Here is a 24,473-nt window from a genome sequence, read left to right as displayed (position 1 = left end):
GGCCCTCACCGATAGGGGTCCGCTTGGCTCAGATACGTCTGCACGTAGCGACGCACACCCTCTTCCAGCGGCGTCGACTGGCCAGAGAAGCCGAGGGAGCGCACCCGGTCCATCGGGGCCCGGGTGAAGTACTGGTACCGGTCGCGGATGGCCTCGGGCATGTCGATGTAGGCGACGCGGGGCTCCTTGCCGGCGGCGGCGAAGGTGGCGTTCGCGAGGTCGAGGAAGGATCGGGCCTGACCCGAACCGGCGTTGAAGATCCCGCTCAGGTGATCCTCGCACAGCAGCCAGTCGACGATGGCCACAACGTCGTCGACGAAGACGAAGTCGCGGAGCTGGCCACCGTCGGCGTAGTCCGGGTGATGCGAGCGGAACAGGCTGACGGTCTCTCCCGCCGCGACCCTGGGCCAGATCTGGGCGATGACGGACTTCATCCCTCCCTTGTGCCCTTCGTTGGGGCCGTAGACGTTGAAGAACTTCAGCCCCGCCCACTGCTTGGGCGCATGGTCGCGGGAAGCCTCCCGCACCGCGTATTGGTCGAACAGCTTCTTTGAGTATCCATAAGCGTTTAGCGGCTGAAGCCGAGAGATGGACGCAAGATCGTCGGCGTCCTCGAACCCCGCCGAACCGTCGCCGTAGGTGGCGGCGGACGAGGCGTAGATGAACCGCGTGTCGTTCAGCGCGCACCAGTCCCACAGATCGCGCGACAGGCTGAAGTTGGTGCGCAGGATCAGGTCCGCGTCCTGCTCGGTCGTCGAGGAAATGGCCCCCATGTGGACGATGGCGGTCACCCGATCGACGTGGCGGTCCAGCTGCTGGAACAGTTCTTCCGGCTGCCAGAAGTCGGCGATGGGGGACTTGGCGATGTTGCGCCACTTGCCCAGCTCGGCGCTCTCCAGCCGGTCGCAGACGATGACGTCCCAGCGATCGTCGGCGCACAGGCGCGAGACGATGTTGGAGCCGATGAAGCCGGCCCCACCCGTGACCACGACCGCCCGCCTCATGCCGATCCCTTCATCGTCTCGATGGTCTTGGTCGTCGAGAATCCGTCGGTGAAGGCGGCCAGCCGCACCTCTCCGCCCCAGCTCTCGACCAGGTCGCGGCCCACGACGCCCTCGCGGGTGTAGTCCGCGCCCTTGATCAGGACGTCGGGCCGCAGCCGTTCGATCAGTCGGATGGGCGTCGGATCGTCGAAGGACGTCACGCGGTCCACGCTGGCCAGGCCGCCGATGACGACGGCGCGGCTGTCGAGGTCATTGACCGGCCGCCCCTCGCCCTTCAGCGCGCGGACCGACGCGTCGGTGTTCAAGGCGACCACCAGACGGTCGCACCAACTGCGCGCCTGGGCCAGATAGGCGACGTGGCCGCGGTGCAGGATGTCGAAGCAGCCGTTGGTGAAGCCGATCTTCAGGCCCTGGGCCCGCCAGGCCTCGACCTCGGCGGCGAGATCGTCGAGGCCGGTGACCTTGGCCATCGCAGCTCCCGCGTGCTGGCTGACCTCGGCCTTGACCAGTTCGGCGGGGGTGACCACGGCCGTGCCGCTCTTACCCACGACGACGCCGGACGCGAGGATCGCCAGCTGCACCGCCTGCTCCAGCGAGGCCCCGGCCCCCAGCGCGAGACCCAGCGCCGCGAGCCCGGTGTCGCCGGCGCCGGAGACGTCGAACACCTCGCGCGCCCGTCCGGGGAAGTGGCGGACGGCGCCGCCGCGCCGCATCAGGCTCATGCCCTTGCCCGCCCGGGTGACGACAATTGCCTTGGCCGTGGTGGTCTCCAGCAGGGCGGACAGCGCCGCCTCGACCTCGGCGTCGGTCTCGACCGGCAGGCCGGTGGCGCCGGCCAGCTCCGACGCGTTGGGCTTGATGACGTCGACGGCGCCGTAGCGGGCGAAATCGCGGCCCTTGGGGTCGACGATGACGGGGACGCCCGCGTTCTGGGCTTGCCACAGGGCCGAGCGGATCAGGCGCTCGGTGACGACGCCCTTGGCGTAGTCTGACAGGAGAATGGCCGAAGCGTTTGAAAACACGTCGTCGCGTTCGAAGGCGCCGACAACCGGCTCCTCTTCGTCGAGGCGCATCAGCTGCTGGCCGCCGGAGACATAGCGCGTCTTGACGATGGTGCCGCCCGCCGCCGTTCGGGCAATGAAATCCTCGATCCGCGCCTCGGCGGAGACCAGCGAGGCCAGCTCGGCGCCGGGCGCATCGTCACCCGCAACCCCGCCAAGTCGAGCGGTGGCGCCGAGCGCCGCGACGTTGCGCGCCACATTGCCGACGCCGCCGGGCATGGCGACCATGCGGCGGGCGCGCAGGACGGGAATGGGTGCCTCCGGCGAAATCCGGCTGACCTCGCCGTAAACATAGCGGTCCAGCATGAGGTCGCCGACGCAAGCGATCGCCAGACTGCGCGCCTTGTCCAGCAGCGCCTGCAATCCGCCGAGGTCGAGGTTCGCATCCGTCATGAACCCTCAGCTAAAGTGCGTGGAGCGTCGAGACAACCGCACAGGCTGCCTGAAAAAAGCGAGTCCAAGGAGTCCAGGGAGTCCAAGGAGTGCAGGGAGTCCAAGAAGTCCGTTTCGACAAACCGAAGCTTGGGCCCATCGCGAAGATACAGCGCCGCTACGCCATTTTCGGACGCACGGCGATTTTCAGAGATCAGGCCGCCTTCGCCATCCGGGCCTTGGACAGGTCGTCATAGGCGATCAGGTCGGCGGCCAGAGCCTCGAACTCCGACAGGGGCACCATGTTGGGGCCGTCGGACGGGGCGTGGTCGGGGTCCTGGTGGGTCTCCATGAAGACCGCATCGACGCCGACGGCCACGGCGGCGCGGGCCAGCACCGGCACGAACTCGCGCTGGCCGCCGGATGAGGTCCCCTGCCCGCCCGGCTGCTGGACGCTGTGGGTCGCGTCGAACACCACTGGGCAGCCGATGTCGCGCAGCACCGGCAGGGCCCGCATATCGCTGACGAGCGTATTGTAGCCGAAGCTAGCGCCCCGCTCGCAGGCCATGACGTTCGGATTGCCCGCGCCGACGACCTTGGCGATGACGTTCTTCATGTCCCAGGGGGCCAGGAACTGGCCCTTCTTGATGTTGATGGCCTTGCCCGTCGCGGCGGCGGCCAGCAGCAGGTCGGTCTGGCGGCTGAGGAAGGCCGGGATCTGGAGCACATCTACGGCCTGGGCCGCGATGCCGCACTGCTCCTCGTTGTGGACGTCGGTCAGGACCGGCAGGCCGGTGACCTCGCGGATCTCGGCGAAGATGGGCAGGGCGCCTTCAAGGCCGATGCCCCGCGCGGCCGTGGCCGAGGTCCGGTTCGCCTTGTCGAAGCTGGTCTTGTAGATGATGCCGACGTTCAGCCGCTGGCCGATCTCCTTCAGCGCATGGGCCATTTCCAAGGCGTGCTGTCGGCTTTCGAGCTGGCAGGGGCCGGCGATGAAGGCGATGCGGGCGCCGCCGCCGATGACGACGGGCGTGGTGATGCCGTTGCCGGACAGGGTGATGACGGAGTTGGGAGCGGTCACGAGCGGGCTTTCCAAGTAGCGACGGTTTGGCGGCTGGCGCGTTCGTATGGCCCAGCCTATGGGGCGGTCAGGTGGCCCCGACCGCCGTCCCGTTCAACCTAGCACGGAGCCGGAAGGCGTGACCACAGACCGCGAGCCGCCCGTCATCCTGTGGTTCCGGCGCGATCTGAGGCTGGCGGACAATCCGGCGCTGCAGGCGGCGCAGGCCACGGCGCGGCCGATCCTGCCGGTCTACATCCTCGACGACGGTCCGGCCGTGCGGCCGATCGGCGGGGCCAGCCGCTGGTGGCTGGACAAGTCCTTGCGGGCGCTGTCGGCCTCCATCGCCGAGCGCGGCGGGCGACTGGTGCTGCGGAGGGGCGAATCGGAGGCTGAGTTGCGCCGCCTGATCGACCAGAGCGGGGCGACCTGCGTGATGCTGAACCGGCTGTTCGAGCCGGACGGCTGGGCACGCGACAAGGATATCGCACATGCGCTGAAGGGCGACGGGATCGAGGTGAAGGGGTTCAACGGGACCCTGCTGACCCCGCCCGGCACGGTGCTGAACGGCGCGGGCGGCCCGTACAAGGTCTACACCCCCTTCATGAAGGCGCTGCGGGCCCAGGCGACGGCGCCGGCCCACACGCCCGGGCCGCGCGACCTGTCCGGCGCGCCCGAGGTCGAGAGCGAAGATATCAACGCCTGGGGCCTGCATCCGACCCGACCGGACTGGTCCACCGGCTTCCTCGGCGAGCCGGGCCAGGCCGGTGCGACGAAGGCACTGTCGGACTTCCTGAAGACCGGCCTCAAGACATACGCCGACGACCGAGACCGGCCGGATCGACCGGGCACCAGCCGCCTGTCGCCGCATCTGCACTTCGGCGAGATCAGCCCGTGGCGCGCCTGGACGGCCGCCTACGACGCGGCCGGTTCCAATGGCGTTTCAGAGGGTCAGGCGGACAAGTTCACCAATGAACTGATCTGGCGAGACTTCTCGGCCCATCTGCTGCACCACTTCCCGACCCTGCCGACCGACGCCTTCCGGCCGGAGTACGACCGGATGCCGTGGATCAACGACGCGGTCCAGTTCGAGGCCTGGACCAAGGGTCGGACCGGCTACCCCATCGTCGATGCGGCCATGCGCGAACTCTGGACCACGGGCTTCATGCACAATCGGGTGCGGATGATCGTGGCCTCCTTCCTGATCAAGCATCTGCTGATCGACTGGCGAAAGGGCGAGGCCTGGTTCTGGGACTGTCTGATGGACGCCGACCTGGCCCAGAACAGCCAGAACTGGCAGTGGGTCGCGGGGTCGGGGGCCGACGCTTCGCCCTATTTCCGCATCTTCAATCCGGTGACCCAGGGCCAGAAGTTCGATCCGGACGGGGCCTATGTGAAACGCTGGGTCCCGGAGCTGAAACGGTTGTCGCCCGCCTTCGTCCATTCGCCATGGACCGCGCCGCCGGAGATCCTGCGCGCGGCGGACGTGACGCTGGGTCGCACCTATCCAAATCCCCTCGTGGACCATGCGGAGGCGCGCGCACGGGCGCTCGCGGCCCTGAAGGTCGTGACCGGCGGGGGTGAAGCCTTTCCGGAGGATTGACCGTAGCTGCTGCCAAACCCAGCTTGGCCGTCATGACCGCATCCACCGCCGATCACGCCCTGCCCTCCGTCAAGAAGACGCCGCGCGTCTTCGCGCTGCTGCTGCGTCTGCTGTCGGCCAACTGGACCTACGGGACGCTGACCCTGACCCTGCCGAACGGCGAGGTGCATCGGCTGGAGGGCGCCACGCCCGGCCCCGCCGCCGTCATGCAGGTCATCGACTACCGCTTCGCCCGCCGCGTCCTGGCCAACGGCGACATCGGCTATGCCGAGGGCTATGTCGCCGGCGAGTGGGACAGCCCGCATCTGGCCGTGCTGCTGGAGGTTCTGGCGTCGAACTACGACCACATCCGCCGCCTGTTCGACGGCAACGCCATTATGCTGGCGGCGAACTGGATCTCGCACCGGCTGAACCGCAACAGTCGGACCGGGTCGAAGAAGAACATCCACGCCCACTACGACCTCGGCAACGCCTTCTACGAGGCGTGGCTGGACCGGACGATGACCTATTCCTCGGCCCGGTTCGACAGCCCGTCAGAGCCTCTGGAGACCGCCCAGACCCGGAAATACGCCGAGCTGGCGCGCGCCATGGACCTGAAGCCCGGCATGCGGGTGCTGGAGATCGGCTGCGGCTGGGGCGGCTTCGCGGAGTATGCGGCCAGAGAGGTCGGCGCCCATGTGACCGGCGTCACCATCAGCCGCGAGCAGCACGACTTCGCCCGGCGGAGGCTGTTCAACGCCGGCCTGTCGGAGCGGACCGACATCCGCCTGATCGACTATCGCGACGTCGAGGGGACCTTCGACCGCGTCGCCTCGATCGAGATGTTCGAGGCCGTCGGCAAGGAATACTGGGGAGCCTATTTCGACAAGGTCCGGCAGGTTCTGGTCCCCGGCGGCCGGGCGGGCCTGCAGATCATCACGATCCAGGACGCGCTGTTCGACGAGTACAACGCCCGCGTCGACTTCATCCAGAAATACATCTTCCCCGGCGGCATGTTGCCGTCCGAGGCGCGGCTCCAGCCCGTGGTCGAGGCGGCGGGGCTGAGCTGGGACGCCGTCGAGCGATTCGGCGTCGATTACGCCGACACCCTGTCGCGCTGGGACCAGAGGTTCCAGGCGGCCTGGGCCGACATCCGCAAGATGGGCGGCTTCGACGAGCGGTTCCGGCGGCTGTGGCGATTCTACCTGGCCTATTGCGAGGCGGGGTTCCGCTCGCGGCGGACGGACGTGATCCAGCTGGCCCTGACCCGCGCCTAGCGGCCGCGCTTCCTGACCCACATGGCGGCGTCGGCCTCGGCCAGCCAGGCCTCGACGTCGGTGTGGCCGGCGAAGGCACGCACGCCGAAGGAGCCGTCCAGGCGCGCCGACCGGCCCTCCCAAGTGAACTCGGCCGATTCCAGCGCAGCCCTCAGCGCGGCGGCCTTCTCTCGCCCCTCCTCCAGCCCGGCGTTCAGCAGCACGACGGCGAACTCGTCGCCCCCTAGGCGGCCGACGGCGTCGGTGGCGCGCACGTTCTCCAGCAGGATCTCCGCCACGCGGACCAGGGCCGCATCCCCCGCGGCGTGGCCAAGGCTGTCGTTGACGCCCTTGAAGCCGTCGAGGTCGAGATACAGCAGCGCCGCCGGGACGCCGTATCGGGTACAATAGGCCATCGTCCGCGTCATGGCGGCGACGAAGCCGCGGCGGTTCAGCACCGGCGTCAGGACGTCGTGTTCCGCCGCGGCCTCCGCCGCCTCGGCGCGGGCGCGCAGGGCGTCGACCTCGGCGCGCAGGCGGGCGATCTCGGCGTGCGGATCGGCGAGGGCGTCGATGTCGGCCGCGTCGGTCACGGTCGGGCTCCGGGGCGACTCAACGACGGCCGCGCGACTACAGGCTAACGCCCTCGGTTGCGGGCGCAACGCGCGTGCTGTAACCGGCCGCTTTCCCGCCAGGAAGGAAGCTCGACCGCATGGCGACCGAGACCCCGCCCGTCGCGATCATCATGGGCAGTCGATCCGACTGGCCGACGATGAAGCACGCCGCCGAGACGCTGGACCGGCTGGGCGTGGCCTGGGAAGCGAAGGTCGTGTCGGCGCATCGCACGCCAAAGCGCCTGTGGGACTTCGCTTCAGGCGCGCGGGACGCGGGCTTCAAGGTCATCATCGCGGGCGCCGGGGGCGCGGCCCACCTGCCGGGCATGGCGGCCTCGATGACGTCCCTGCCCGTGCTCGGCGTGCCGGTGCAGACAAAGGCGCTGAAGGGCCTCGATTCCCTGCTGTCCATCGTCCAGATGCCCGGCGGCGTGCCGGTGGCGACCCTGGCCATCGGCGAGGCGGGGGCCAAGAACGCCGGCATCCTGGCGGCCCAGATCCTGGCGCTGGGCGATCCCGTGCTGGCCGGACGGCTGAACGCCTTCCGCGAGGCCCAGACGGAAGCGGTCCACGAGACGGTCGAGGACTGAGTGAGCGGAAGCGACGCGCCTCTCGCGCCGGGCTCGACCATCGGCATCCTGGGCGGCGGCCAGCTGGGTCGCATGCTGTCGCAGGCCGCCTCGCGGCTGGGTTTCGACGTCGTGATCCTGGACCCCGAGGACAACAGCCCGGCGGGGCGTGTGTCGCGCGGCCAGATCGTCGCCGCCTATGACGACCCTGTGGCCCTGAACGTCTTCGGCCGCGTCTGCGACGTGGTCACCTTCGAATTCGAGAACGTGCCCGCCAGTTCGATGGAACGGCTGGCCGAGGCGGGCGCTCGCGTCGCGCCGGGTCCGGTGGCCTTGGCCGTCGCCCAGGATCGGGTCGACGAGAAGACCTTCCTGAACGGCGTGGGCGCGACGACCGTCGATTTCGTTCCGGTGGCGACGCTGGAGGACCTGACGGCCGCGATCGAGCGGCTGGGCTGCCCCGCCCTGCTCAAGACCCGCCGCGAAGGCTATGACGGCAAGGGCCAGGTCTGGATCAAGTCGCCCAAGGACGCAGCCAAGTCGTTCGAGGCCATCGGCGGCCGCCCCGCGATCCTGGAGGCCCGCGCCGACTTCACGCGCGAACTGTCGATCATCGCCGCGCGCGGCCGCGACGGAGCGACGGCGGTCTATCCGCTGGGCGAGAACACCCATGCGGGCGGCGTGCTGCGCACCACCCTCGCCCCGGCCGAGGTCGACGCGAAGACCGAGCGCCGCGCCCGCGCCATCGCTCGGGCCGTGCTGGACGGGCTCGACTACGTCGGGGTGATCGGCATCGAGCTGTTCGACCTGGGCGGCGGCAAGCTGCTGGTCAATGAGATCGCGCCGCGCGTTCACAACACCGGACACTGGACCCAGGACGGCTGTGTCTGCGACCAGTTCGAACAGCACATCCGCGCCGTCGCCGGCTGGCCGCTCGGCCCGACCGCGCCCCACGCTCGCGTCGAGATGCACAACCTGCTGGGCAAGGAGGTCGAGCAGTGGAAGAAGCTGGCCGGCAAGGCCGACGCCCGGCTGCACCTCTACGGCAAGGCGGAAGCCCGCCCCGGCCGCAAGATGGCGCATGTGAACAAGGTCAGGCCGCTGTAGGCTTCGCCGGCCTCGGCGCCGCCTGGACCAGCAGACGCCCTGCGGGCGGCGGCGCGATGACGTCCGTGGGAAACTCTTCCGCGAACAGCCAGTCGGCCCAGCGCTCCACCGGCACCGGGATCACGCCGCGCGTGTGATAGGGCGCGACGTCCAGACCGGGCTCAGTGGTCAGCAGCGAGAAGGCGTCGCCCTCCCCCGCCCGCCAGACGGCCGCCAGCGCCAGAAACGGCGCCTCCGCATCGCGGAACATCCAGCGCGTCTTGGGATAGGATGATCCTGTGAACTCATAGAAGCCGCTGACCGGCACGAGGCAGCGGCCGGTCCGCTCGCGGTTCAGGAAGGTCCGGCCCTCGGCCCTCATGTTGATGATCGGCCCGGCCTTGGGCTTGGGCGGCGGAAAGCCGAACCGCTGCGTCGCCAGACTTGCCACGCCGCCGGTCCCCAGCACGACCGGCGCGCTGTCGGTCGGCCGCACCTCGTCCTGCGGCTCCAGATTGGGCAGTCCGCCGGGCAGGTCGAGCGGCGCTCTGGCGCGCGCGAACCAGTCCACCAGCTGGGTGACGTTCAGCTTGGCCTGATAGGAGGCGCACACCGGATCAGGTCGCGCCGTAGCGGAGCCGGGTCAAAAACTCCGTCGCCTTGCGCACCGGAGCGTCGAAATCCTTGCCCGCCTTCCATTTCTCGAAGGCCATGACGTTGTCGATCCGGCGCGCGACGAAGGCCTCGGCCGCGTCTCGGCCCTCGAACCAGCGCATCGTCAGCGCAGGGATGAGGATGCCGGAAAGGATCGTGCGCTTGGAATAGTGGTTCCAGTCGGTCGCCGTGTCTCCGGCCCAGCGCCAAAGATGATCGGCCGTCTCCCAGGCGAGCGACAGACCGAGATCGGCGTTGGTCGGGAGCGCCAGAAAGCCCGAGCACTTGCGGGTGGCCTCCAGATCATCGGCCCCCGCTTCCATCCGCGCAGACACCGCCTGGGCGATGCGCTCGCGGATCTTCAGCCCCTCGGCGGACCCGAGCGCCTCCAGCGCCCGCGAATCATGCCGCCGCGACAGCAGGGCGGCGAGGTCGCGCGCGCCATTCGGAAGCAGCAGCTCCTGATCACCCGCCGACAGACCCTCGGCGGCGCAGGCCTCGCGCACCATCCGCGCGTTCCAGCCCAGCGTCGGGGCCAAACGGATGGCGGCGTCCAGCACCGCCTGTTCCTTGTTGTCGGCCCAGTCCGGCTCGGCGTTCGACAGGGGTGGGACGTCGGTCATGGGCTATCCTTAGCGTCGCCCGACTGAACGCGCGAGACGGGGATGCAGACCGCGACGAATGGCGGCGGATCGGCTGGACACTCCGGGGGGCTTGGTGTATCGACCCGGCTTCGCTCGCCGGGCTGTCGCCCGCGGGATCGGATTTTATTTGTCTGCCCGCCTCTCACAGGACGCGGCGGGCAGCCAAAGGAGAGTTGAACCTGGTTCAGATTTTCGTTCGCGACAACAATGTCGATCAGGCGCTCAAGGCCCTGAAGAAGAAGATGCAGCGCGAAGGCAGCTTCCGCGAGATGAAGCGCCACGTGCACTACGAGAAGCCCTCGGAGAAGCGCGCCCGTCAGAAGGCCGAGGCCGTCCGTCGCGCCCGCAAGCTGGCCCGCAAGCGCGCCCAGCGCGAAGGCCTGCTGCCGGCTCCCAAGCCCCGCGCGCCCCGCGCCTGATCGTCGGATCAGATCGAAAGATCAAAGGCCGCCCCTCGGGGCGGCCTTTTTCGTGGTCGGATGGCGCGTCGGCCTGGGTCTACCGGAACTTGCGCAGCCCGCGCGGCCCCATGCGCCCTGCCCCGGCGCGTTTGCCGAGCCAGTCCTTCCAGTCCGGCCAGTTGCGACGACGTCCGCCGCCATCGACCCACTCCGGCCCGGCCTCGGCGGCGAAGACCGCGATGTCGGACAGGCCGCCCTGCTTGAAGGACTGCAGCTTCACCCCCTTGCCGCGCGGCATCTCTGGCAGCTCATCCACGCGGAAGATCAGGGTCTTCAGGTTCTCCCCGATAGTCACGACGTGGTCCGCTGGACCGAGTCGCAGCGCCGCCAGGAGGTCGCCGTTCAGCACCTGCTTGCCGCCGCGCTTGGTGGCCAGCAGTTCGTCCTCCGGCGCGACGAACCCGTAACCCGCCTTCGACGCCATAAGCATCTTCGCGCCCGACTGATGGGCGAACATGCCGACGATGCCGGCGGAGTCCTCCAGCTCGATCATCAGACGCAGCGGCTCGCCGTGCCCGCGTCCAGACGCCAGCTTGTCGGCTCCGACCGTGAACACCCGACCATCCGTCGCCGCGACCAGGATCTTGTCGGTGGTGAAAGCCGGAACGAGGAAGCCTAGGCCGTCGCCCTCCTTGAACTTCAGCTCCGACGGATCATCGACCTTGCCCTTCACCGCCCGAATCCAGCCGCGCTCGGACAGGATGACGGTGATCGCCTCGCGGGGGATGAAGGCCTCCGGCGCGACCAAGGCCGATGTGTCCACGGCTTCCGCGATGGTCGTTCGCCGCGGCGAGACGAGCGCCTTGCGCGTCGCCTCCAGTTCCTTGCCAATTGCCTTCCACTGCTTGGCCGGCGACGCCGACAGCGCACGCAGGGCCGCCAGTTCTTCGGACAAGGCCTTGAACTCATTCTCGATCGTCATTTCCTCGATCCGCGCCAGCTGGCGCAGACGGGTGTCGAGGATGAAGTCGGCCTGGGTCTCCGACAGGCCGAAGCGGGCGATCAGGACGGCCTTGGGCTGCTCCTCCTCGCGCACGATGCGGATGACCTCGTCCAGGTTCAGGAAGACGATCCGCAGGCCTTCCAGCAGGTGCAGCCGCTTCTCGACCTTCTCGATTCGCCACTGGGAGCGGCGGTTCAGCACCTCGCGCCGGTGATCGAGGAAGGCCTGAAGACATCCCTTCAGCCCCATCACGCCCGGCGTGCCCGTGGCGTCGAGCACATTCATATTGACCGGGAAGCGGACCTCGAGGTCGGAAAGCCGGAACAGGCTCTCCATCATGGCGTCGGGATCGACGTTCCTGCTCTTGGGCTCGATGACCAGGCGGATGTCCTCGGCGGACTGGTCGTCGAAGGTGTCGACCAGCGGCAGCTTCTTCTGCTCCAGCAGTTCAGCCATCGCCTCGATCAGCTTGGTCTTGCCGACCTGATAGGGGATTTCGGTGACGACCACCTGCCAGCCACCGCGCTCCAGCGGCTCTTTCTCCCAGCGGGCACGCAGGCGGATGCCACCCCGGCCGGTCTCATAGGCCTCCAGGATCGAGGCATGGCCCTCGACCGCGACGCCGCCGGTCGGGAAGTCGGGACCCGGCACGATCTCGGCCAGCTCCGCCGTCGTCGCGTCCGGCCGCTCCAGCAGCAACAGACAGGCGTCGATGAGCTCTCCGACGTTATGGGGCGGAATGGACGTCGCCATGCCCACGGCAATGCCGGAGGAGCCGTTGGCGAGCAGGTTGGGGAAGCCGGCGGGCAGGACGACCGGCTCTTCATCCTGGTCGTCATAGGTTGGGCGAAAGTCCACGGAATCCTGATCGATTCCGTCCATCATCAGCATGGCCGCAGGCGTCAGCTTGCACTCGGTGTAGCGCATGGCGGCGGGGTTATCGCCGTCGATGTTGCCGAAGTTGCCCTGGCCGTCGACCAGTGGATAGCGCTGGGCGAAGTCTTGGGCGAGGCGAACGAGCGCATCGTAGATCGAGGCGTCGCCGTGCGGGTGATAGCCACCCATGACCTCGCCCACGACCTTGGCGCACTTCCGCGCCGCCGCCTGCGGATTCAGCCGCATCTGGTGCATGGCATACAAGATGCGCCGGTGCACCGGCTTGAAGCCGTCGCGCACATCCGGCAGGGCCCGGTTGGTGATGGTCGACAGCGCATAGGCGAGATAGCGGCGCGACAGCGCCTCGCCCATCGGCTCCTCGACGATGCGACCGCCTTCCGGCGGCGGTGTGTGGATGGTCATGCGCCTGCGAATCGTCCGGTTTGGCCCGGAAGTCTAGAGGCTGCGCGGCCGGGGTCGACGGTCAGGAGGCAGGCGCTGTGGACGGACAGGCGGCACCGCTGGCTCGCGCATATTCGGCGGCAAGAATGTCCAGATCAGCGACATAGTTCGGCGGGAACTCGCGCCGGATGCCAGGCCAGACCAGCCGACCGCCCGGCGAGCACAGGACCACGACCAGATCGACGCCGGCACCTTGGTAGAAGCTCTCGCGCGGCCTGAGCCCGGCACGCACCCGCTCCCATCCTTGATAGGTTAGCCAGCTCTGCTCCCGCAGAAGGAAGGCGAGACGGACCTGTTCGACAGGATCGAGTGGCCTGTCGCCCGACAGGGCCGCCTGAACGATCGCGGCGGTCTCTGCATCGCCATAGATCGAGGCGTTGAAGGCGCCCCATTGGGTCTGGGTGGCGTTGGCCTCGTCGCGTGCCGCCACCTGATTGGCGTCGCCCAGCTGAATGCCGACGAAAATGAGGGAGATCACAACCGCCACCGCGCTGACCAGTTGCGACACCAACGCCCAGTACTCCAGGCGCGCACGGTCCAGGATCGCGGTGCGCAGGGTCTGCCCTGGCGATGGTTCTTCGTCGCTCATCGCGTCCTCCCGCACCAAGCTAGGCCGCGCTTCGGCCCTTGTCAGCCCGCGAGCGCAGTCTCGATTCCGGCCAGCAGGCTTTCGGCCGTGATGGGCTTGGGCACGTGCAGGTCCGCTCCGGCGGCCCGAGCCTGATCGCGATGCTCGGCCATGGCGTTGGCGCTGAGCATGATGATCGGCGTGCGGCTCGTGGTCTCCAGCGCCCGGATGGCTTCGGTCGCCGACAGCCCGTCCATAACCGGCATCTGCATGTCCATCAGCACCAGGTCGAAGCGGTCCTCGGCAAAGGCAGCGACCGCCTGGGCTCCGTCCTCGACCATCACCAGTTCGACGTCATGCGGCTGCAGGATCAGCTGCACGACACGCCGGTTGGTCGGGTGGTCCTCGGCCAGCAGGATGCGCATCGGCCGTTCGCGGACGGTCGCCGGCGCTTCGGTTATCGGAGCCGCCGTATCGACAACGGCGTCGGCGCGGCGAAGGGGGATGACGACCTCGAACCGGCTTCCCCGCCCCGGCGTCGAAAGCGCGGAGATATCCCCGCCCATCATCTCGACCAGGGACTGACAGATCGACAGGCCCAGCCCCGTGCCGCCGAAGCGCCGCGTGATGCTGGTGTCCGCCTGGCTGAAGCGCTCGAAGAGCCGGGTCGCGTGCTCGGAGCTGAACCCAACGCCGGTGTCTTCGACCACGAGAGAGAGCCGCGCCTCGTCGGGGCCGTCCGGCTCCAGCCCAACTGACAGGGTGATCGACCCATCCGCAGTGAACTTGACCGCGTTCGACAGCAGGTTCGACACCACTTGCCGGACGCGCGTGCTGTCTCCAACGAAGGTTCCGGTCGCCTCCGGCGCGCGCCGCAGGCGAAACAGCAGCCCCTTGTCCCAGCACCGCTGCCGCGCCACCTCGGCGGCAGAAGCGAAGGCCTCGTCCAGCTCGAAGGGCCGCTCTTCGAGGGTCATCTGGCCCGCCTCGATCTTGGAAACGTCCAGCACGTCGGACACCAGTCGCTCCAGCGTCACGCCGGACTCGCGGATCAGCCCGACCATCTCTGCCTGCTCGGGGCTGAGCGGGGTCCTCGACAGGGCGTCGACGATGCCAATCACGCCGTTCAGCGGTGTCCGGATCTCATGGCTCATGTTGGCCAGGAAGTCCGACTTGGCCTGACTGGCCGCCTCGGCCGCGGCCTTGGCCTCGACGAGGGCCTTCTCGGCCGCGACCTGTTCGGTGACGTCCCGGGCGACGGCGTAGATGCGATCCTGATGCCGCTGCGCCCGCCACTCCAAGATACGGTAGTCGCCGTCGCGGTGCCGGTAGCGGTTGCGAAACCCGAGGATCGGATCGCCGGGCCGGCGCCCCTCGACCTCGACGACGCTGTTCAGTGTGGCAGGCATATCGTCCGGGTGCACCAGTCGCAGCAGCGGCTTGCCCTGCATGTCTTGTGGATCGTGACCGAGGGTAGTCAGCCAGGACCGGCTGGCCTTGACCACCCGGCCGTCCAGATCACGGATGATCAGCAGGTCGAGCGACACATCGAAGAAGGTGTTCAGGTCGGCGACCTCGTCCGCCGATCCGGCCGTGAGCGCCGTCCACGCACCCCGCTCCGTCACCGCCTCACAACTCATCGATCCAACACCAACCTGACAGCCTCTCACTAACGAAATTCGATGAAGGATATCCTAGCGGTCAGAGACGCCCGACTTCGGCCAGCTTGTCCATCATCCAGACCCGCGCCGGCGGAAGGGGCCGGTTGTGCGGATGGAAGACGAACTGCTCCAGGAAGTGGCCGGTCAGGTCGAGCCCCGCGCGAACGTCGCCGTCACGCAGACCGGCCTGAGCCCCGAGAAGAAAGGGGGGCAATCTGAGCAGCTTGTCGGCATAGGGTCGTCCGGCGTCTGAACTCACCGCACGACCCGTACGGGGGCTGACCCATACGAGATCGTCCGCCGTTCCGGTGACCGCGCACGACGACAGATCCAGCCCGAACCCGAGGTCTTCCAGCAAGCCGAGCTCGAAGCGCACGAAGATGGCAGGCCAGACCTCCGGGATCGCGAAAGCGCCCATCAAAGCCTCGAAGGCCAGGAATGCGCCCGGATGCGCCTCCCGCTCAGGAAGCGCGCCTTGCGCGACGGCCGCGGCGGCGGAAAGGCCCGTCAGGGCGAGGGAGTCGTCGAACAAGGCGCTCGGCCCCTCTCCCACCGGCTCCAGCCGCGCCGAACCCAGATGATCCGAGGTTCGGGCGCGGTAGTCTACGATGACGCGCGCCCCGGCCTGGAGGTGCGGCTTCATCTTGCGCGACGCCCCGCCCGCGACATAGGCCGCGTGCCGCCCGTGCGTTTCCGTCAGCAGGTCAACGACGGCGCCCGTGTCGCCATGGCCGCGCGCGGAGAGGACGAAGGCCTCTTCGTGGAACTCCATCACTCGCCCTTGATGGCCTCGACGACGGCGTCGGCGCGATCGTTCGGCACGGCGAACGACAGGACGTACTGCTCGATCTTCCAGCCGTCGTCGGTCAGGCGCAGCACGCCCGAGCCGCGGGTCACGCCATAGCTGTCGTTGATCAGCTTCTCCTCGAACCAGGCGATGCAGCGGCAGTCGATCGGGGCGATGGTGATCGTCCGCTCGGTCGCCGGATAGGACCACCCCCGGCCGCGAGCGAACACCGGGGCCGCGTAGGCGCGAAACTCCGACAGGGTCCAGTGCTCCGTCGCGTCGGTTCCGATGAAGCGGGCGTCGGGCATGAACAGGGCGAAGTAGGCCTCGCCGTCGGCGGCGGTGGACGCGGCGTTCAGACGATCCAGGACGGCGGCGACGTCGGCTTCCGGCGAGGACTGGATCGCGAGGGCGGCGGCGAGGGCGGCAAACATGGGACGCTCCGTGGCTGGAGGTCCGGCTTACGCCTAGTCGCCGCTTTCGGGAACCGGGAAGGTCTCGGGCGTCAGCACACGCGCCACCGCCAGCAGGTTGCGCGCCGCGTTCCGCCCCACCCGGTCGGAATAGTCGTGACCCTTGTCCGTCTCGACGTAGTCGGGCCCGACGCCCGGCCCCAGGTGCCAGTAGGTCCAGCTGTGGCCCGGCACGGTGAAGCCGATGTCGATCAAAGCCTGGCTGACCGTGCCGACGATGTGGTGGGCGCCGTCCTCGTTGCCGGTGATCACCACGCCCGCGACCTTGCCGAAGGCCACCGGACGCCCGCTGTCGTCGGTCTCGCCGATCAGGGCGTCCATCCGCTCCAGCGCCCGCATGCACACGCTGGACTGCTGGCCCAGCCAGGTCGGCGTGGCGACGATCAGGATGTTCGCGGCCAGGATTTTCTCGCGCACGCCCGGCCAGTCGTCGCCCTCGCCCATGTCGCTCTCGACGCCCGGCTTGATGTTCAGATCGACCAGGCGGACCAGGTCGACGGTCGCCCCGCCCTTCTCCAGTTCGGCGATGACGACGCGCGCCAGCGCCTCTGTGCTCGAGGTCTCGGGCGAGGGCTTCAAGGTGCAGTTGAGGACGACGGCGCGCATGGGGGTCTCCGAATGGGGTCCTGCCCGAACGGCGTTGGAGAGCCGACGTTCCGACGACTTTATTCAACCAACCGGTTGACAGCGACCGGCGCGGAGGTCATTCAACCACTCAGTTCAACACGAAGCCCTGCCATGCTGACCGACGACCTCTCCGCCAAGTTCGCCGCCCTGGCCGACCCGACCCGTCGGGCCATCCTAGCGCGGCTGACCGAGGGCGAGGCCAGCGTCAACGATCTGGCCCAGCCTTTCGACATGAGTTTGGCCGCTGTCTCCAAGCATCTGAAAGTGCTCGAGAACGCCGGCTTGATCACGCGCGGCAAGGAAGCCCAGTGGCGCCCCGCCCGGCTGGAGCCGATGGGCCTGAAGGGCATGGCCGAGTGGCTGGAACACTATCGGCGATACTGGGACTCCAGCTTCGACCGCCTAGACGCCTACCTCAACAAAATCCAAAAGGGAGACCCCCGTGGCCCAAGAAATTGATCCCTGCGTCGCCACCGGCGCGCACGAACACGCCCTGGTGCTGGACCGCGTCCTGAACGGCACGCCTGAGAAGATCTGGAAGGCGTTCATGACGCCGGAGATATTGGCGCAGTGGTTCTGCCCCAAGCCCTGGAGCATCTCCGACGCGGTGATCGAACCCGAGGTCGGCGGCCGCTTCGCCTTCACCATGCATGGGCCGGACGGCGAGGTGATGCCCAATGACGGCGTCTTCCTTCTGGTCGAGCCGCACCGTCGCTGGATCACGACCGACGCCTTCGTGAAGGGCTGGCGTCCCGCCGGCATGCCCTTCATGGCCGCCGAGATCGAGTTGACCCCCCTGCCCGACGGCAAGACCCGCTACGTCGCCACCGCCCGGCACTGGTCGGAGGAAACGATGAAGCAGCACGAGGCCATGGGCTTCCACGAGGGCTGGGGCACGGTCGCCGATCAGCTGAACGACCTCCTGCCGAGCCTGTGATATGAGCGCCGTCGCCCTGCCTGAACTGCCGACCCTCCTGCCGCATCGGCTGGACCTGACGCGAACGTTCGATGCGCCGCGCGCCTTGGTCTGGATGGCCTGGACGCGACCGGAGATGCGGGTGAACTGGCTGGGCCCGATCGAATGGCCGATGGTCGAGGGCTTCAACGACCTTCGCGTCGGCGGGCAGTGGCGAGCCTGCCTGCGCTCGGTCGAGACGGGCGAAGACCTCTGGCAGGGCGGCCACTACCGCGAGATCGTGGAGCCTGAGCGCCTCGTCTTCACCTTCCGCTGGGACGAGAGCCACGAGGACGGCCCGCCGGCCGACACCCTGGTCACCGTTCTGCTGCACGAGACCGACGACGGCCGCACCCGCATGGACTTCACCCACGAGGGCCTGAAGTCCGAACGCAGCCTGACCGGCCACGAATACGGCTGGAACTCCACGCTGGACCGGCTCGAGGCCTGGCTGGTGGCCAACCCCGACTGAAGACAACACAAGGGAGAGACGACCATGAAGATCGTGACGAGCCTGAGCTTTCAGGGAAATTGCCGAGAACCGTTCGAGTTCTACGCCCAGGTGCTGGGCGGCAAGGTGACCGCAGCCATGCCGTTCGGCGACGGTCCGCCCGACATGCCGATCCCGCCGCAATACAAGGACTGGCTGATGCATTGCTGGCTCGACGTGGGAGACCAGGCGATCATGGGCGCGGATCTGCCGCCCGAGTTCGCGCCCAACATCGACAAGCCCAAGAACGGCTTCGATGTGACCTTCCATTCCGACGACATCGACCGGAACCGTCGCGTGTTCGACGCCCTGGCCGAGGGCGGCAAGGTCGGCATGGCGTTCGGCGAAACCTTCTGGTCGCCGGGCTACGGCAGCTTGACCGATAAGTTCGGCATCCCCTGGATGGTCAACACCATCCCGGCCGAAGGCTGGACGCCGGGTCAATGAGCACGCCGACGATCTGGACCTACGACTGGGTGCCAGAGCCGCCGCGCGGGTTCGTCCGAGACATGCGCCTCCGTTGGGCGTGCGAGGAAGCCGGGTTGGCCTATCAGATCCGCACCGTACCCTTCGCTGACCGAGGCCCGGAGCACCTTGCGCACCAGCCGTTCGGTCAGATTCCTTTCCTTGAGGACGAGGGTGTGGAGTTGTTCGAAAGCGGGGCCGGCCTGCTTCATCTGGCCCGCAGAAGCGAGGCTCTGATGCCGCGCGACCCCGCAGGAGAGGCCTCGACCCTTCAATGGGTGATCGCCGCCCTCAACTCGCTGGAGATGGTCACCGTGCCCTGGTGGTTCCTCGGCCTGTCGGGCGCGACCGACAACGGCTTGACCGGTTGGCTGAAGGGCCGCCTCGACCACATGGAGCGCGTCTTCGGCGAGCGCGAGTGGCTGGCGGCGGATCGGTTCACCGTGGCCGATCTGCTGACGGCCGATGTGCTGCGTATTCCGGCCGTGCGAGGCTTTGGCGATCGACCGGCGACGGAAGCCTATGTCGCGCGGATCACGGCTCGGCCTGCTTTCCAGAAGGCGCACGCCGACCAACTCGCCTTCTTCGCGCACGCCGATGCCCAACGGGCGGAGCAATGAAATGGAAAAAGGTGAAGCCCGGCCTCACGCCCGACGTCTACGCGGCCTCGTTCGACGACTGGCGCGGCGAGGAACTCCGCCGCCTGCGCGCGGCCGCCTTGGCGGTGGAGGGCGTGGACGAGGTCATCAAGTGGGGCCACCTCGTCTATCTGTCGAACGGGCCGGTCGCCCTGATCCGCGCCGAGGGCAAGCGGGTGTTGTTCGGCCTGTGGCGCGGCCAGAGGCTGCGGGAGACGGAGCCGCGCCTCAAGCCCGGCGGCCAGTATGAGATGGCCTCCATCAGCCTGGCCGAAGCCGAGACCCTGGACCCCGCCGTGGCGACCGCCCTGGTCGCGCCGGCGTCGCCCTGAACGCCGAACTCGGCGACCCGACCAAGGCCGCCAAGGCCTGAGGAGACGCCCCATGCGCAAGGTTCGACTGTCGACCTTCCTGACGATGGACGGGGTCATGCAGGCCCCCGGCGGTCCGACCGAGGACTGGACCGGCGGCTTCCCCTACGGCGGCTGGCTGGCCCCGCATTTCGACGAGACGGTCGGCGAGATGATGGAGAGCTGGATCGGCCGCGACTACGACCTGCTGCTCGGCCGCAAGACCTATGAAATCTTCGCCGCCCACTGGCCCGAGCAGGACGACGAGATCGGCCGCACCTTCAACGCCATCGACAAGTTCGTCGTCGCGGGTCCGGACACGCCCCTGACCTGGGTCAACAGCCACCGGCTGGACGACGAGCCCGGCGAGGCGGTGCGGCGGCTGAAGAGCTCCGGCGACCGCGACCTGTTGATCCAGGGCAGCGGCCAGCTGGTGCAGGCGCTGCTGGCGGCCGACGTGATCGACGAGATCACCCTGATGGTCTTTCCGATCCTGCTCGGTCAGGGGAAGCGGCTGTTCCGCGACGGGATCGCCGCCACCGCCTGGCGGATGACGGAGACGCGCCCCTCTCCCTCGGGCGTGATCTGCAGCCGCTATAGTCGTGCCGGTTCTGTCGAGACCGCCGCCATCGCTCCGCAGGTGCAGAACGACCGCGAGGCGGCGCGGCAGGAGCGGATGCGCCGCGAGGGCTAGCGGACCATGGCGGTCGGGAACGCCCGCCCCAGCGCCTCGGCCATGGCCTGCTGGGTGGTCAGGAACACCTGCTCCTGCTGGTGGTAGTTGTTGGTTAGCACCACGACCGTCACCTGGCCGCCCGGCTGCCAGCTCATCAGGTTGCGGAACCCTGACCAGCTGCCGGTGTGGTAGACCTGGATGTCGTCGAAGCCGGGGCTGACCCGTCGTCCGAGCCGGTTGGCCATGACGCCATAGCCCCAGATGCGCCGCACCCGTCCCCGCTCCGGCCCCTGATCGGCCGGCGCATGGTCCGCGACCATGGCGGCGTAGCTCTCGGCCGACAGAAGCCGCCCGCCGTGCAGCGCCCGGCTCCAGACCAGCATGTCGTCCAGCGTCGAGTAGAGCGCGCCGGCGCCGGGGATGATGGAGACGTTCGGCTGGCGCTGCGGGGTCAGGCCCTCGGGGAAGTTGGCGTGGCCCGCGACGAGATCGGGCGCGTCGCCGAGACCGGTGTCGACCATGCCCAGCGGCTCGAAGAAGGTCGTCTGGAGGTAGTCGCCGAACGCCTGGCCTGAAGCACGCTCGACGATATCAGCCGCCAGATTGAACCCCGCGTTGTTGTAGCGAAGCTCCTCGCCCGGAACGAAGGACAGGCGATAGGTCGCCGAGTCCGCCGTCAGTTCGGCCATGGTCGCGGGCGTCGTCCGGCGCACGCCCCAGCCCGGACGCTGCATCAGGTCGGGGATGCCCGAGGTGTGCGAGATCAGGTGATGGATCCGCAGCGGCACCCACGCCACCGGACAGGGCTGGATCCAGCGGCACACCGGATCGTCCACGGACAGCTGGCCGTCGTCCTGCAGCTTCAGGATCGCAACGGCCGTGAACTGCTTGGAAATGCTGGCCAATCGGAACTTCGACGACAGGGTCAGCGGCTGGCCGGTGTCCGCGTCGACGACGCCGTAGACCTGACGGAACACCACCTCGTCGCCGCGCGCCACCAGCAATCCGCCCATGAAGCGGCCCGCGTCCGCCTCGCGGCGCAGACGGGCCGACAGCTGCGGCAGGGCCTCGACGACCACGACCGGCGGACGCGGCGGCGGCGCGGGCGCGACGCTTTCGGCCAGCCGTTCGGGCGCGCTGACGGTCACCGCGATCGCCGCGACGGCGCCGACCAGCAGCAGCCCGATCAGGGCGACGAGGGCGAGGAAGAGCCGGGGGTGGTTCCCGGCGTTACGCGGAACCTGGAACACCCTAGACGTCGAACTCCAGCCCGAACTGCGCATAGAGCGCCCGGCTGTCCTGCCATTTCGGATCGACCTTGACGGTCAGGAACAGGTGCACCGGCCGGTCCAGCAGCTCGGTCAGCTCCTCGCGCGACTTCTGGCCGATCCATTTCAGCGTCTGGCCGCCCTTGCCCAGGACGATGGGCCGCTGGCTTTCGCGCTCGACGTAGATGGTCTGCTCGATCCGGGCCGATCCGTCGGCCTTCTCGTCGAAGGCCGTGGTCTCCACCGCCGCCGAATAGGGCAGCTCCTCATGGACGCGCAGATAGACCTTCTCGCGCGTGATCTCGGCCGCCAGCACCCGCAGCGGCACGTCCGCCGACTGGTCCTCTGGATACAGCCACGGCCCTTCCGGCATCGCCAGCGCCAGCCGCGTCTTCAGGTCATCCACGCCATCGCCGGACAGGGCCGAGATCATGAAGACCTCGGAATAGACGCCCGTGTCGAACAGCGCCTGCGACAGCGCCAGCAGGGTGTCCCTGCGCATGCCGTCGATTTTGTTGAGCGCCAGGATGACCTTGGTGTCGGTCGCTCTCAAGTTGGCGATGATGGTCTCGGTGTCCTCGGCCGATTTGCGGTCCGCCGCCGAGCCCTCCTTGCCGTCCGACGCGATGTGCGACGCCGCGTCGACCAGATGCACCACAGCGTCGGCGTCCTGCGCGCCCGCCCAGGCCGAAGCCACCATGGCCCGATCCAGCCGACGGCGCGGGGTGAAGACTCCGGGCGTGTCGACCAGCACGATCTGGGCGGTTCCGTGCATGGCGATGCCCCGCACGGGGAAGCGCGTCGTCTGTACCTTCTGGGTGACAATCGACACCTTGGATCCGGTCAGGCGGTTGACGAGCGTGGACTTGCCCGCGTTCGGCGCGCCGATGATGGCGGCGAAGCCCGCGCGGGTCTGTTGGGTCTCGGTCAAATCACGCCTTCACGTTTCAGCAGGGCGGTCGCCGCCGCTTTCTCCGCGTCCTGACGCGAACGTCCCTGCGCGGTCAAGGGCTCCACGCCCGGGATCGATACCTCGACGGTGAAGGTCGGCGCATGATCCGAGCCGGTCTGACCCACCACGCGGTAGGCCGGCAGCGGACGCCCCGCCCCTTGCGACCACTCCTGCAGCGCCGACTTGGGATTGTTCAGCGCGCGCGGCGCGGGCGCGGCCAGTTCCTCGGCCCAGGCGCGTTCGAACACCCGCCGCGCGGCGTCGATGCCGCCGTCCAGCCAGACGGCCGCCAGGATCGCCTCGACCGCGTCGGCGACGACGCCCTCCTTGCGACGGCCGCCGGTCTTGGTCTCGCCGGGCGACAGGCGCATGGCAGGCCCGACGCCCAGTCGTGCCCCGACCCGCCCGCAGGCGTGCTTGTCGACCAGCGCATGCAGCCGCGACGACAGCTCGCCCTCGTCGGCCTCGGGAAACTCCGAATGAAGCCGGTCCGCGACCAACAGACCCAGCACCCGGTCTCCCAGGAACTCCAGCCGCTCGTTGTGGCGCGCGGGCTTGCCGGCGGCCTTGTCGGCCCCCTCCCCCACGCTGGAATGGGTCAGGGCCCGCTCCAGCAGGGCGGGATCGGCAAACCGGTGGCCGAGCCGGTCGACCAGAGCGGCCACCGCCTCGGCGCGGGCATTTACCATCAGTCCAGAACGCGGAAGAAGCGGCTGGGCCGGACGTTGGCGAACCAGCTGACCGGGTTGAACAGCGACGCCCCCGGCGACCACGAGAAGGCGATGATCTCGGCCTTGCCGACCAGGTTCTCCTCCGGGACCAGACCCACGCCGGCGCTCTCCTGCACGCGGCTGTCGATGGAGTTGTCGCGGTTGTCGCCCATCATGAAGTAGTGGCCGGCCGGCACCTCATAGACCGGGGTGTCGTCCAGATCGCCGCCGGGCCCGAAGTCCTGGATCAGGAAGGAGCGGCCGTTCGGCAGGGTCTCGCGCGCCTGGATCATCGAGCGGGGGCCGAAGACGTCCTCGACCTCGCCGCGGCTGACGACCACGTCGTTCACCGGCTGGCCGTTGATGTGCAGCACATTGCCGATCATCTGGATGCGGTCGCCCGGCAGGCCGATGACGCGCTTGATGTAGTCCGTGCGGTCGTCGCGCGGCAGCTTGAACACGACGATGTCGCCCCGCTCCGGCGCTCGGCCGAACACCCGACCCTCGCCCAGCGGCAGGTTGATCGGCAGGCCCGAGGAATACTTCGAATAGCCATAGGTCCACTTGGACACGACGATGTAGTCGCCCTCATAGAGGTTCGGCTCCATCGAGGCCGACGGAATGGTGAAGGGCTGGAACAGCAGCACCCGCAGCACGAAGGCGATGGCCAGCGCCACCACGATCGTCTTGACAATCTCCAGCGTCTCGGAGCCGGCGGAGCGGCCGCCGTCGTCCTCATCGTCCTTCACGCGGGCGGCGGGCGGCACCTTCTCCGTCTTGCCGCCGTCGTCGAACGGCGCATCGCCCTGATCGCTCCAGATCGGGCGCGAGGCCGCGGCAGCAACGGTCCCGGCGGCAGCGGCAGCCAGCACCGGCTCTGGCGCGGCAGGCTGAACGGGATCAGGCTCGGACACGGTGGCGACCGGCTCAGGTTCGGTCACGACAGCGGCGGGCTCGACTTCGGCGGTGGCAGGCTCAGCGGGCGCTTCCGGCTGTACGGGCAGGCCGCTCTCGGAGGCGGCGAAGGCCGCTTCGGCGGCGTCGACTTCACCCGCGCCGGTGTCGACCGCCGGTTCGGCGGCGGCGGGCGCGTCCGAGGTCTCGACCGGCGTCGGCTCGGAGCCGTCCGTCACGTCGCGCTTGTGCTCTTCGTCCATGAAATCGCCTGTCCCCGCCCGCCGAACGCGGTCTGATCGTCGTCGGCACGGG

28 protein-coding genes are annotated in these 24,473 nt (G+C 68.6%); 12 read left to right on the top strand and 16 right to left on the bottom strand.

Annotated elements, in window-relative coordinates:
• Window positions 1–5 precede the first annotated feature (5 nt).
• The 3 genes from rfaD to kdsA form a co-directional block, all read right to left on the bottom strand.
• On the bottom strand, window positions 6–1,004 hold the full coding sequence (rfaD, locus tag Q333_RS0108380; protein WP_029416298.1) for an ADP-glyceromanno-heptose 6-epimerase: 999 nt from the start codon (window positions 1,002–1,004) through the stop codon (window positions 6–8).
• Window positions 1,001–2,458, bottom strand: a complete 1,458-nt coding sequence (gene rfaE2 / locus Q333_RS0108375) for a D-glycero-beta-D-manno-heptose 1-phosphate adenylyltransferase (RefSeq protein ID WP_029416297.1) — start codon at window positions 2,456–2,458, stop codon at window positions 1,001–1,003. Before rfaE2 ends, rfaD begins: the two co-directional genes overlap by 4 nt.
• 193 nt (window positions 2,459–2,651) lie before the next feature.
• Window positions 2,652–3,533 (bottom strand): 3-deoxy-8-phosphooctulonate synthase, encoded by an 882-nt coding sequence (gene kdsA / locus Q333_RS0108370; protein WP_029416296.1) that lies wholly within the window; start codon window positions 3,531–3,533, stop codon window positions 2,652–2,654.
• A gap of 103 nt (window positions 3,534–3,636) precedes the next feature.
• On the opposite strand from kdsA, the gene Q333_RS0108365 reads away from it, so the two are divergent.
• Window positions 3,637–5,100, top strand: coding sequence for a cryptochrome/photolyase family protein (locus Q333_RS0108365; protein ID WP_029416295.1), 1,464 nt, complete (start codon window positions 3,637–3,639; stop codon window positions 5,098–5,100).
• Between the two features lie 32 nt (window positions 5,101–5,132).
• Window positions 5,133–6,356: an SAM-dependent methyltransferase gene (locus Q333_RS0108360; protein WP_029416294.1), complete on the top strand. Its 1,224-nt coding sequence runs from the start codon at window positions 5,133–5,135 to the stop codon at window positions 6,354–6,356.
• Here the strand turns inward: Q333_RS0108360 and Q333_RS0108355 are convergent.
• Window positions 6,353–6,928, bottom strand: a complete 576-nt coding sequence (locus tag Q333_RS0108355; protein WP_029416293.1) for a GGDEF domain-containing protein — start codon at window positions 6,926–6,928, stop codon at window positions 6,353–6,355. The genes Q333_RS0108360 and Q333_RS0108355 overlap by 4 nt on opposite strands.
• 119 nt (window positions 6,929–7,047) lie before the next feature.
• Between Q333_RS0108355 and purE the strand changes: the two genes are divergently transcribed.
• Together purE and Q333_RS0108345 are read left to right on the top strand one after the other, a co-directional pair.
• Complete coding sequence (gene purE, locus Q333_RS0108350; protein WP_029416292.1) at window positions 7,048–7,539, top strand: 5-(carboxyamino)imidazole ribonucleotide mutase; 492 nt, start codon at window positions 7,048–7,050, stop codon at window positions 7,537–7,539.
• Window positions 7,540–8,625 carry a 5-(carboxyamino)imidazole ribonucleotide synthase gene (locus Q333_RS0108345; RefSeq protein WP_029416291.1) on the top strand — a complete coding sequence of 362 codons (1,086 nt, stop codon included), beginning with the start codon at window positions 7,540–7,542 and terminating at the stop codon, window positions 8,623–8,625. It abuts the gene before it with no gap.
• Here the strand turns inward: Q333_RS0108345 and Q333_RS16455 are convergent.
• Both Q333_RS16455 and Q333_RS0108335 read right to left on the bottom strand, forming a co-directional pair.
• Complete coding sequence (locus Q333_RS16455; protein ID WP_051651201.1) at window positions 8,612–9,217, bottom strand: SOS response-associated peptidase family protein; 606 nt, start codon at window positions 9,215–9,217, stop codon at window positions 8,612–8,614. The two genes, Q333_RS0108345 and Q333_RS16455, sit on opposite strands and share 14 nt — an antisense overlap.
• A gap of 4 nt (window positions 9,218–9,221) precedes the next feature.
• Window positions 9,222–9,881, bottom strand: a complete 660-nt coding sequence (locus Q333_RS0108335; RefSeq protein ID WP_029416289.1) for a COQ9 family protein — start codon at window positions 9,879–9,881, stop codon at window positions 9,222–9,224.
• A 200-nt stretch (window positions 9,882–10,081) separates the two neighbouring features.
• On the opposite strand from Q333_RS0108335, the gene rpsU reads away from it, so the two are divergent.
• On the top strand, window positions 10,082–10,321 hold the full coding sequence (rpsU, locus tag Q333_RS0108330; protein WP_157072420.1) for a 30S ribosomal protein S21: 240 nt from the start codon (window positions 10,082–10,084) through the stop codon (window positions 10,319–10,321).
• 79 nt (window positions 10,322–10,400) lie between these two features.
• Here rpsU and parC read toward each other — a convergent pair whose 3' ends face one another.
• From parC to Q333_RS0108300, 6 genes are all read right to left on the bottom strand, one after another.
• Window positions 10,401–12,605: a DNA topoisomerase IV subunit A gene (gene parC, locus Q333_RS0108325; protein WP_029416287.1), complete on the bottom strand. Its 2,205-nt coding sequence runs from the start codon at window positions 12,603–12,605 to the stop codon at window positions 10,401–10,403.
• Window positions 12,606–12,666: 61 nt separating this feature from the next.
• Window positions 12,667–13,233: a hypothetical protein gene (locus Q333_RS0108320; protein ID WP_029416286.1), complete on the bottom strand. Its 567-nt coding sequence runs from the start codon at window positions 13,231–13,233 to the stop codon at window positions 12,667–12,669.
• A gap of 41 nt (window positions 13,234–13,274) precedes the next feature.
• Window positions 13,275–14,837: an ATP-binding protein gene (locus Q333_RS0108315; RefSeq protein ID WP_245591511.1), complete on the bottom strand. Its 1,563-nt coding sequence runs from the start codon at window positions 14,835–14,837 to the stop codon at window positions 13,275–13,277.
• A gap of 76 nt (window positions 14,838–14,913) precedes the next feature.
• Entirely contained in the window at window positions 14,914–15,645 is a 732-nt protein-coding gene (gene recO, locus Q333_RS0108310) for a DNA repair protein RecO (RefSeq protein ID WP_029416284.1), read from the bottom strand.
• Entirely contained in the window at window positions 15,645–16,094 is a 450-nt protein-coding gene (locus tag Q333_RS0108305) for a nuclear transport factor 2 family protein (protein WP_029416283.1), read from the bottom strand. Before Q333_RS0108305 ends, recO begins: the two co-directional genes overlap by 1 nt.
• A gap of 33 nt (window positions 16,095–16,127) precedes the next feature.
• Window positions 16,128–16,739 carry a flavodoxin family protein gene (locus Q333_RS0108300; RefSeq protein WP_029416282.1) on the bottom strand — a complete coding sequence of 204 codons (612 nt, stop codon included), beginning with the start codon at window positions 16,737–16,739 and terminating at the stop codon, window positions 16,128–16,130.
• Between the two features lie 132 nt (window positions 16,740–16,871).
• On the opposite strand from Q333_RS0108300, the gene Q333_RS0108295 reads away from it, so the two are divergent.
• The 7 genes from Q333_RS0108295 to Q333_RS0108265 are packed head-to-tail and all read left to right on the top strand — an operon-like array spanning window position 16,872 to window position 20,352.
• Complete coding sequence (locus Q333_RS0108295; RefSeq protein ID WP_029416281.1) at window positions 16,872–17,219, top strand: ArsR/SmtB family transcription factor; 348 nt, start codon at window positions 16,872–16,874, stop codon at window positions 17,217–17,219.
• Window positions 17,203–17,697: an SRPBCC family protein gene (locus Q333_RS0108290; protein WP_051651200.1), complete on the top strand. Its 495-nt coding sequence runs from the start codon at window positions 17,203–17,205 to the stop codon at window positions 17,695–17,697. The genes Q333_RS0108295 and Q333_RS0108290 overlap by 17 nt, the downstream gene beginning before the upstream one ends.
• Before the next feature lies 1 nt (window position 17,698).
• Window positions 17,699–18,187 carry an SRPBCC family protein gene (locus Q333_RS0108285; protein ID WP_051651199.1) on the top strand — a complete coding sequence of 163 codons (489 nt, stop codon included), beginning with the start codon at window positions 17,699–17,701 and terminating at the stop codon, window positions 18,185–18,187.
• 24 nt (window positions 18,188–18,211) lie between these two features.
• Window positions 18,212–18,652, top strand: a complete 441-nt coding sequence (locus tag Q333_RS0108280; RefSeq protein WP_029416278.1) for a VOC family protein — start codon at window positions 18,212–18,214, stop codon at window positions 18,650–18,652.
• Window positions 18,649–19,290 (top strand): glutathione S-transferase family protein, encoded by a 642-nt coding sequence (locus Q333_RS0108275; RefSeq protein ID WP_029416277.1) that lies wholly within the window; start codon window positions 18,649–18,651, stop codon window positions 19,288–19,290. The genes Q333_RS0108280 and Q333_RS0108275 overlap by 4 nt, the downstream gene beginning before the upstream one ends.
• The gene (locus tag Q333_RS16450; protein WP_211249701.1) at window positions 19,287–19,640 is read left to right on the top strand and encodes a DUF1801 domain-containing protein; all 354 of its coding nucleotides are present in this window, start codon (window positions 19,287–19,289) and stop codon (window positions 19,638–19,640) included. Before Q333_RS0108275 ends, Q333_RS16450 begins: the two co-directional genes overlap by 4 nt.
• Window positions 19,641–19,692: 52 nt before the next feature.
• On the top strand, window positions 19,693–20,352 hold the full coding sequence (locus Q333_RS0108265; protein WP_029416276.1) for a dihydrofolate reductase family protein: 660 nt from the start codon (window positions 19,693–19,695) through the stop codon (window positions 20,350–20,352).
• Here the strand turns inward: Q333_RS0108265 and Q333_RS0108260 are convergent.
• The 4 genes from Q333_RS0108260 to lepB are packed head-to-tail and all read right to left on the bottom strand — an operon-like array spanning window position 20,349 to window position 24,031.
• On the bottom strand, window positions 20,349–21,584 hold the full coding sequence (locus Q333_RS0108260) for a serine hydrolase domain-containing protein (protein WP_029416275.1): 1,236 nt from the start codon (window positions 21,582–21,584) through the stop codon (window positions 20,349–20,351). The two genes, Q333_RS0108265 and Q333_RS0108260, sit on opposite strands and share 4 nt — an antisense overlap.
• 1 nt (window position 21,585) lies before the next feature.
• The gene (gene era, locus Q333_RS0108255) at window positions 21,586–22,533 is read right to left on the bottom strand and encodes a GTPase Era (protein ID WP_029416274.1); all 948 of its coding nucleotides are present in this window, start codon (window positions 22,531–22,533) and stop codon (window positions 21,586–21,588) included.
• Complete coding sequence (gene rnc, locus Q333_RS0108250) at window positions 22,530–23,243, bottom strand: ribonuclease III (RefSeq protein ID WP_029416273.1); 714 nt, start codon at window positions 23,241–23,243, stop codon at window positions 22,530–22,532. The genes era and rnc overlap by 4 nt, the downstream gene beginning before the upstream one ends.
• On the bottom strand, window positions 23,243–24,031 hold the full coding sequence (gene lepB, locus Q333_RS0108245) for a signal peptidase I (RefSeq protein WP_035294076.1): 789 nt from the start codon (window positions 24,029–24,031) through the stop codon (window positions 23,243–23,245). The genes rnc and lepB overlap by 1 nt, the downstream gene beginning before the upstream one ends.
• Window positions 24,032–24,473: the final 442 nt, after the last annotated feature.

The sequence above is a fragment of the Brevundimonas bacteroides DSM 4726 genome, from assembly GCF_000701445.1.
GTDB classification, from domain to species: domain Bacteria; phylum Pseudomonadota; class Alphaproteobacteria; order Caulobacterales; family Caulobacteraceae; genus Brevundimonas; species Brevundimonas bacteroides.
This window is presented reverse-complemented; position numbering and strand designations above follow the sequence as displayed.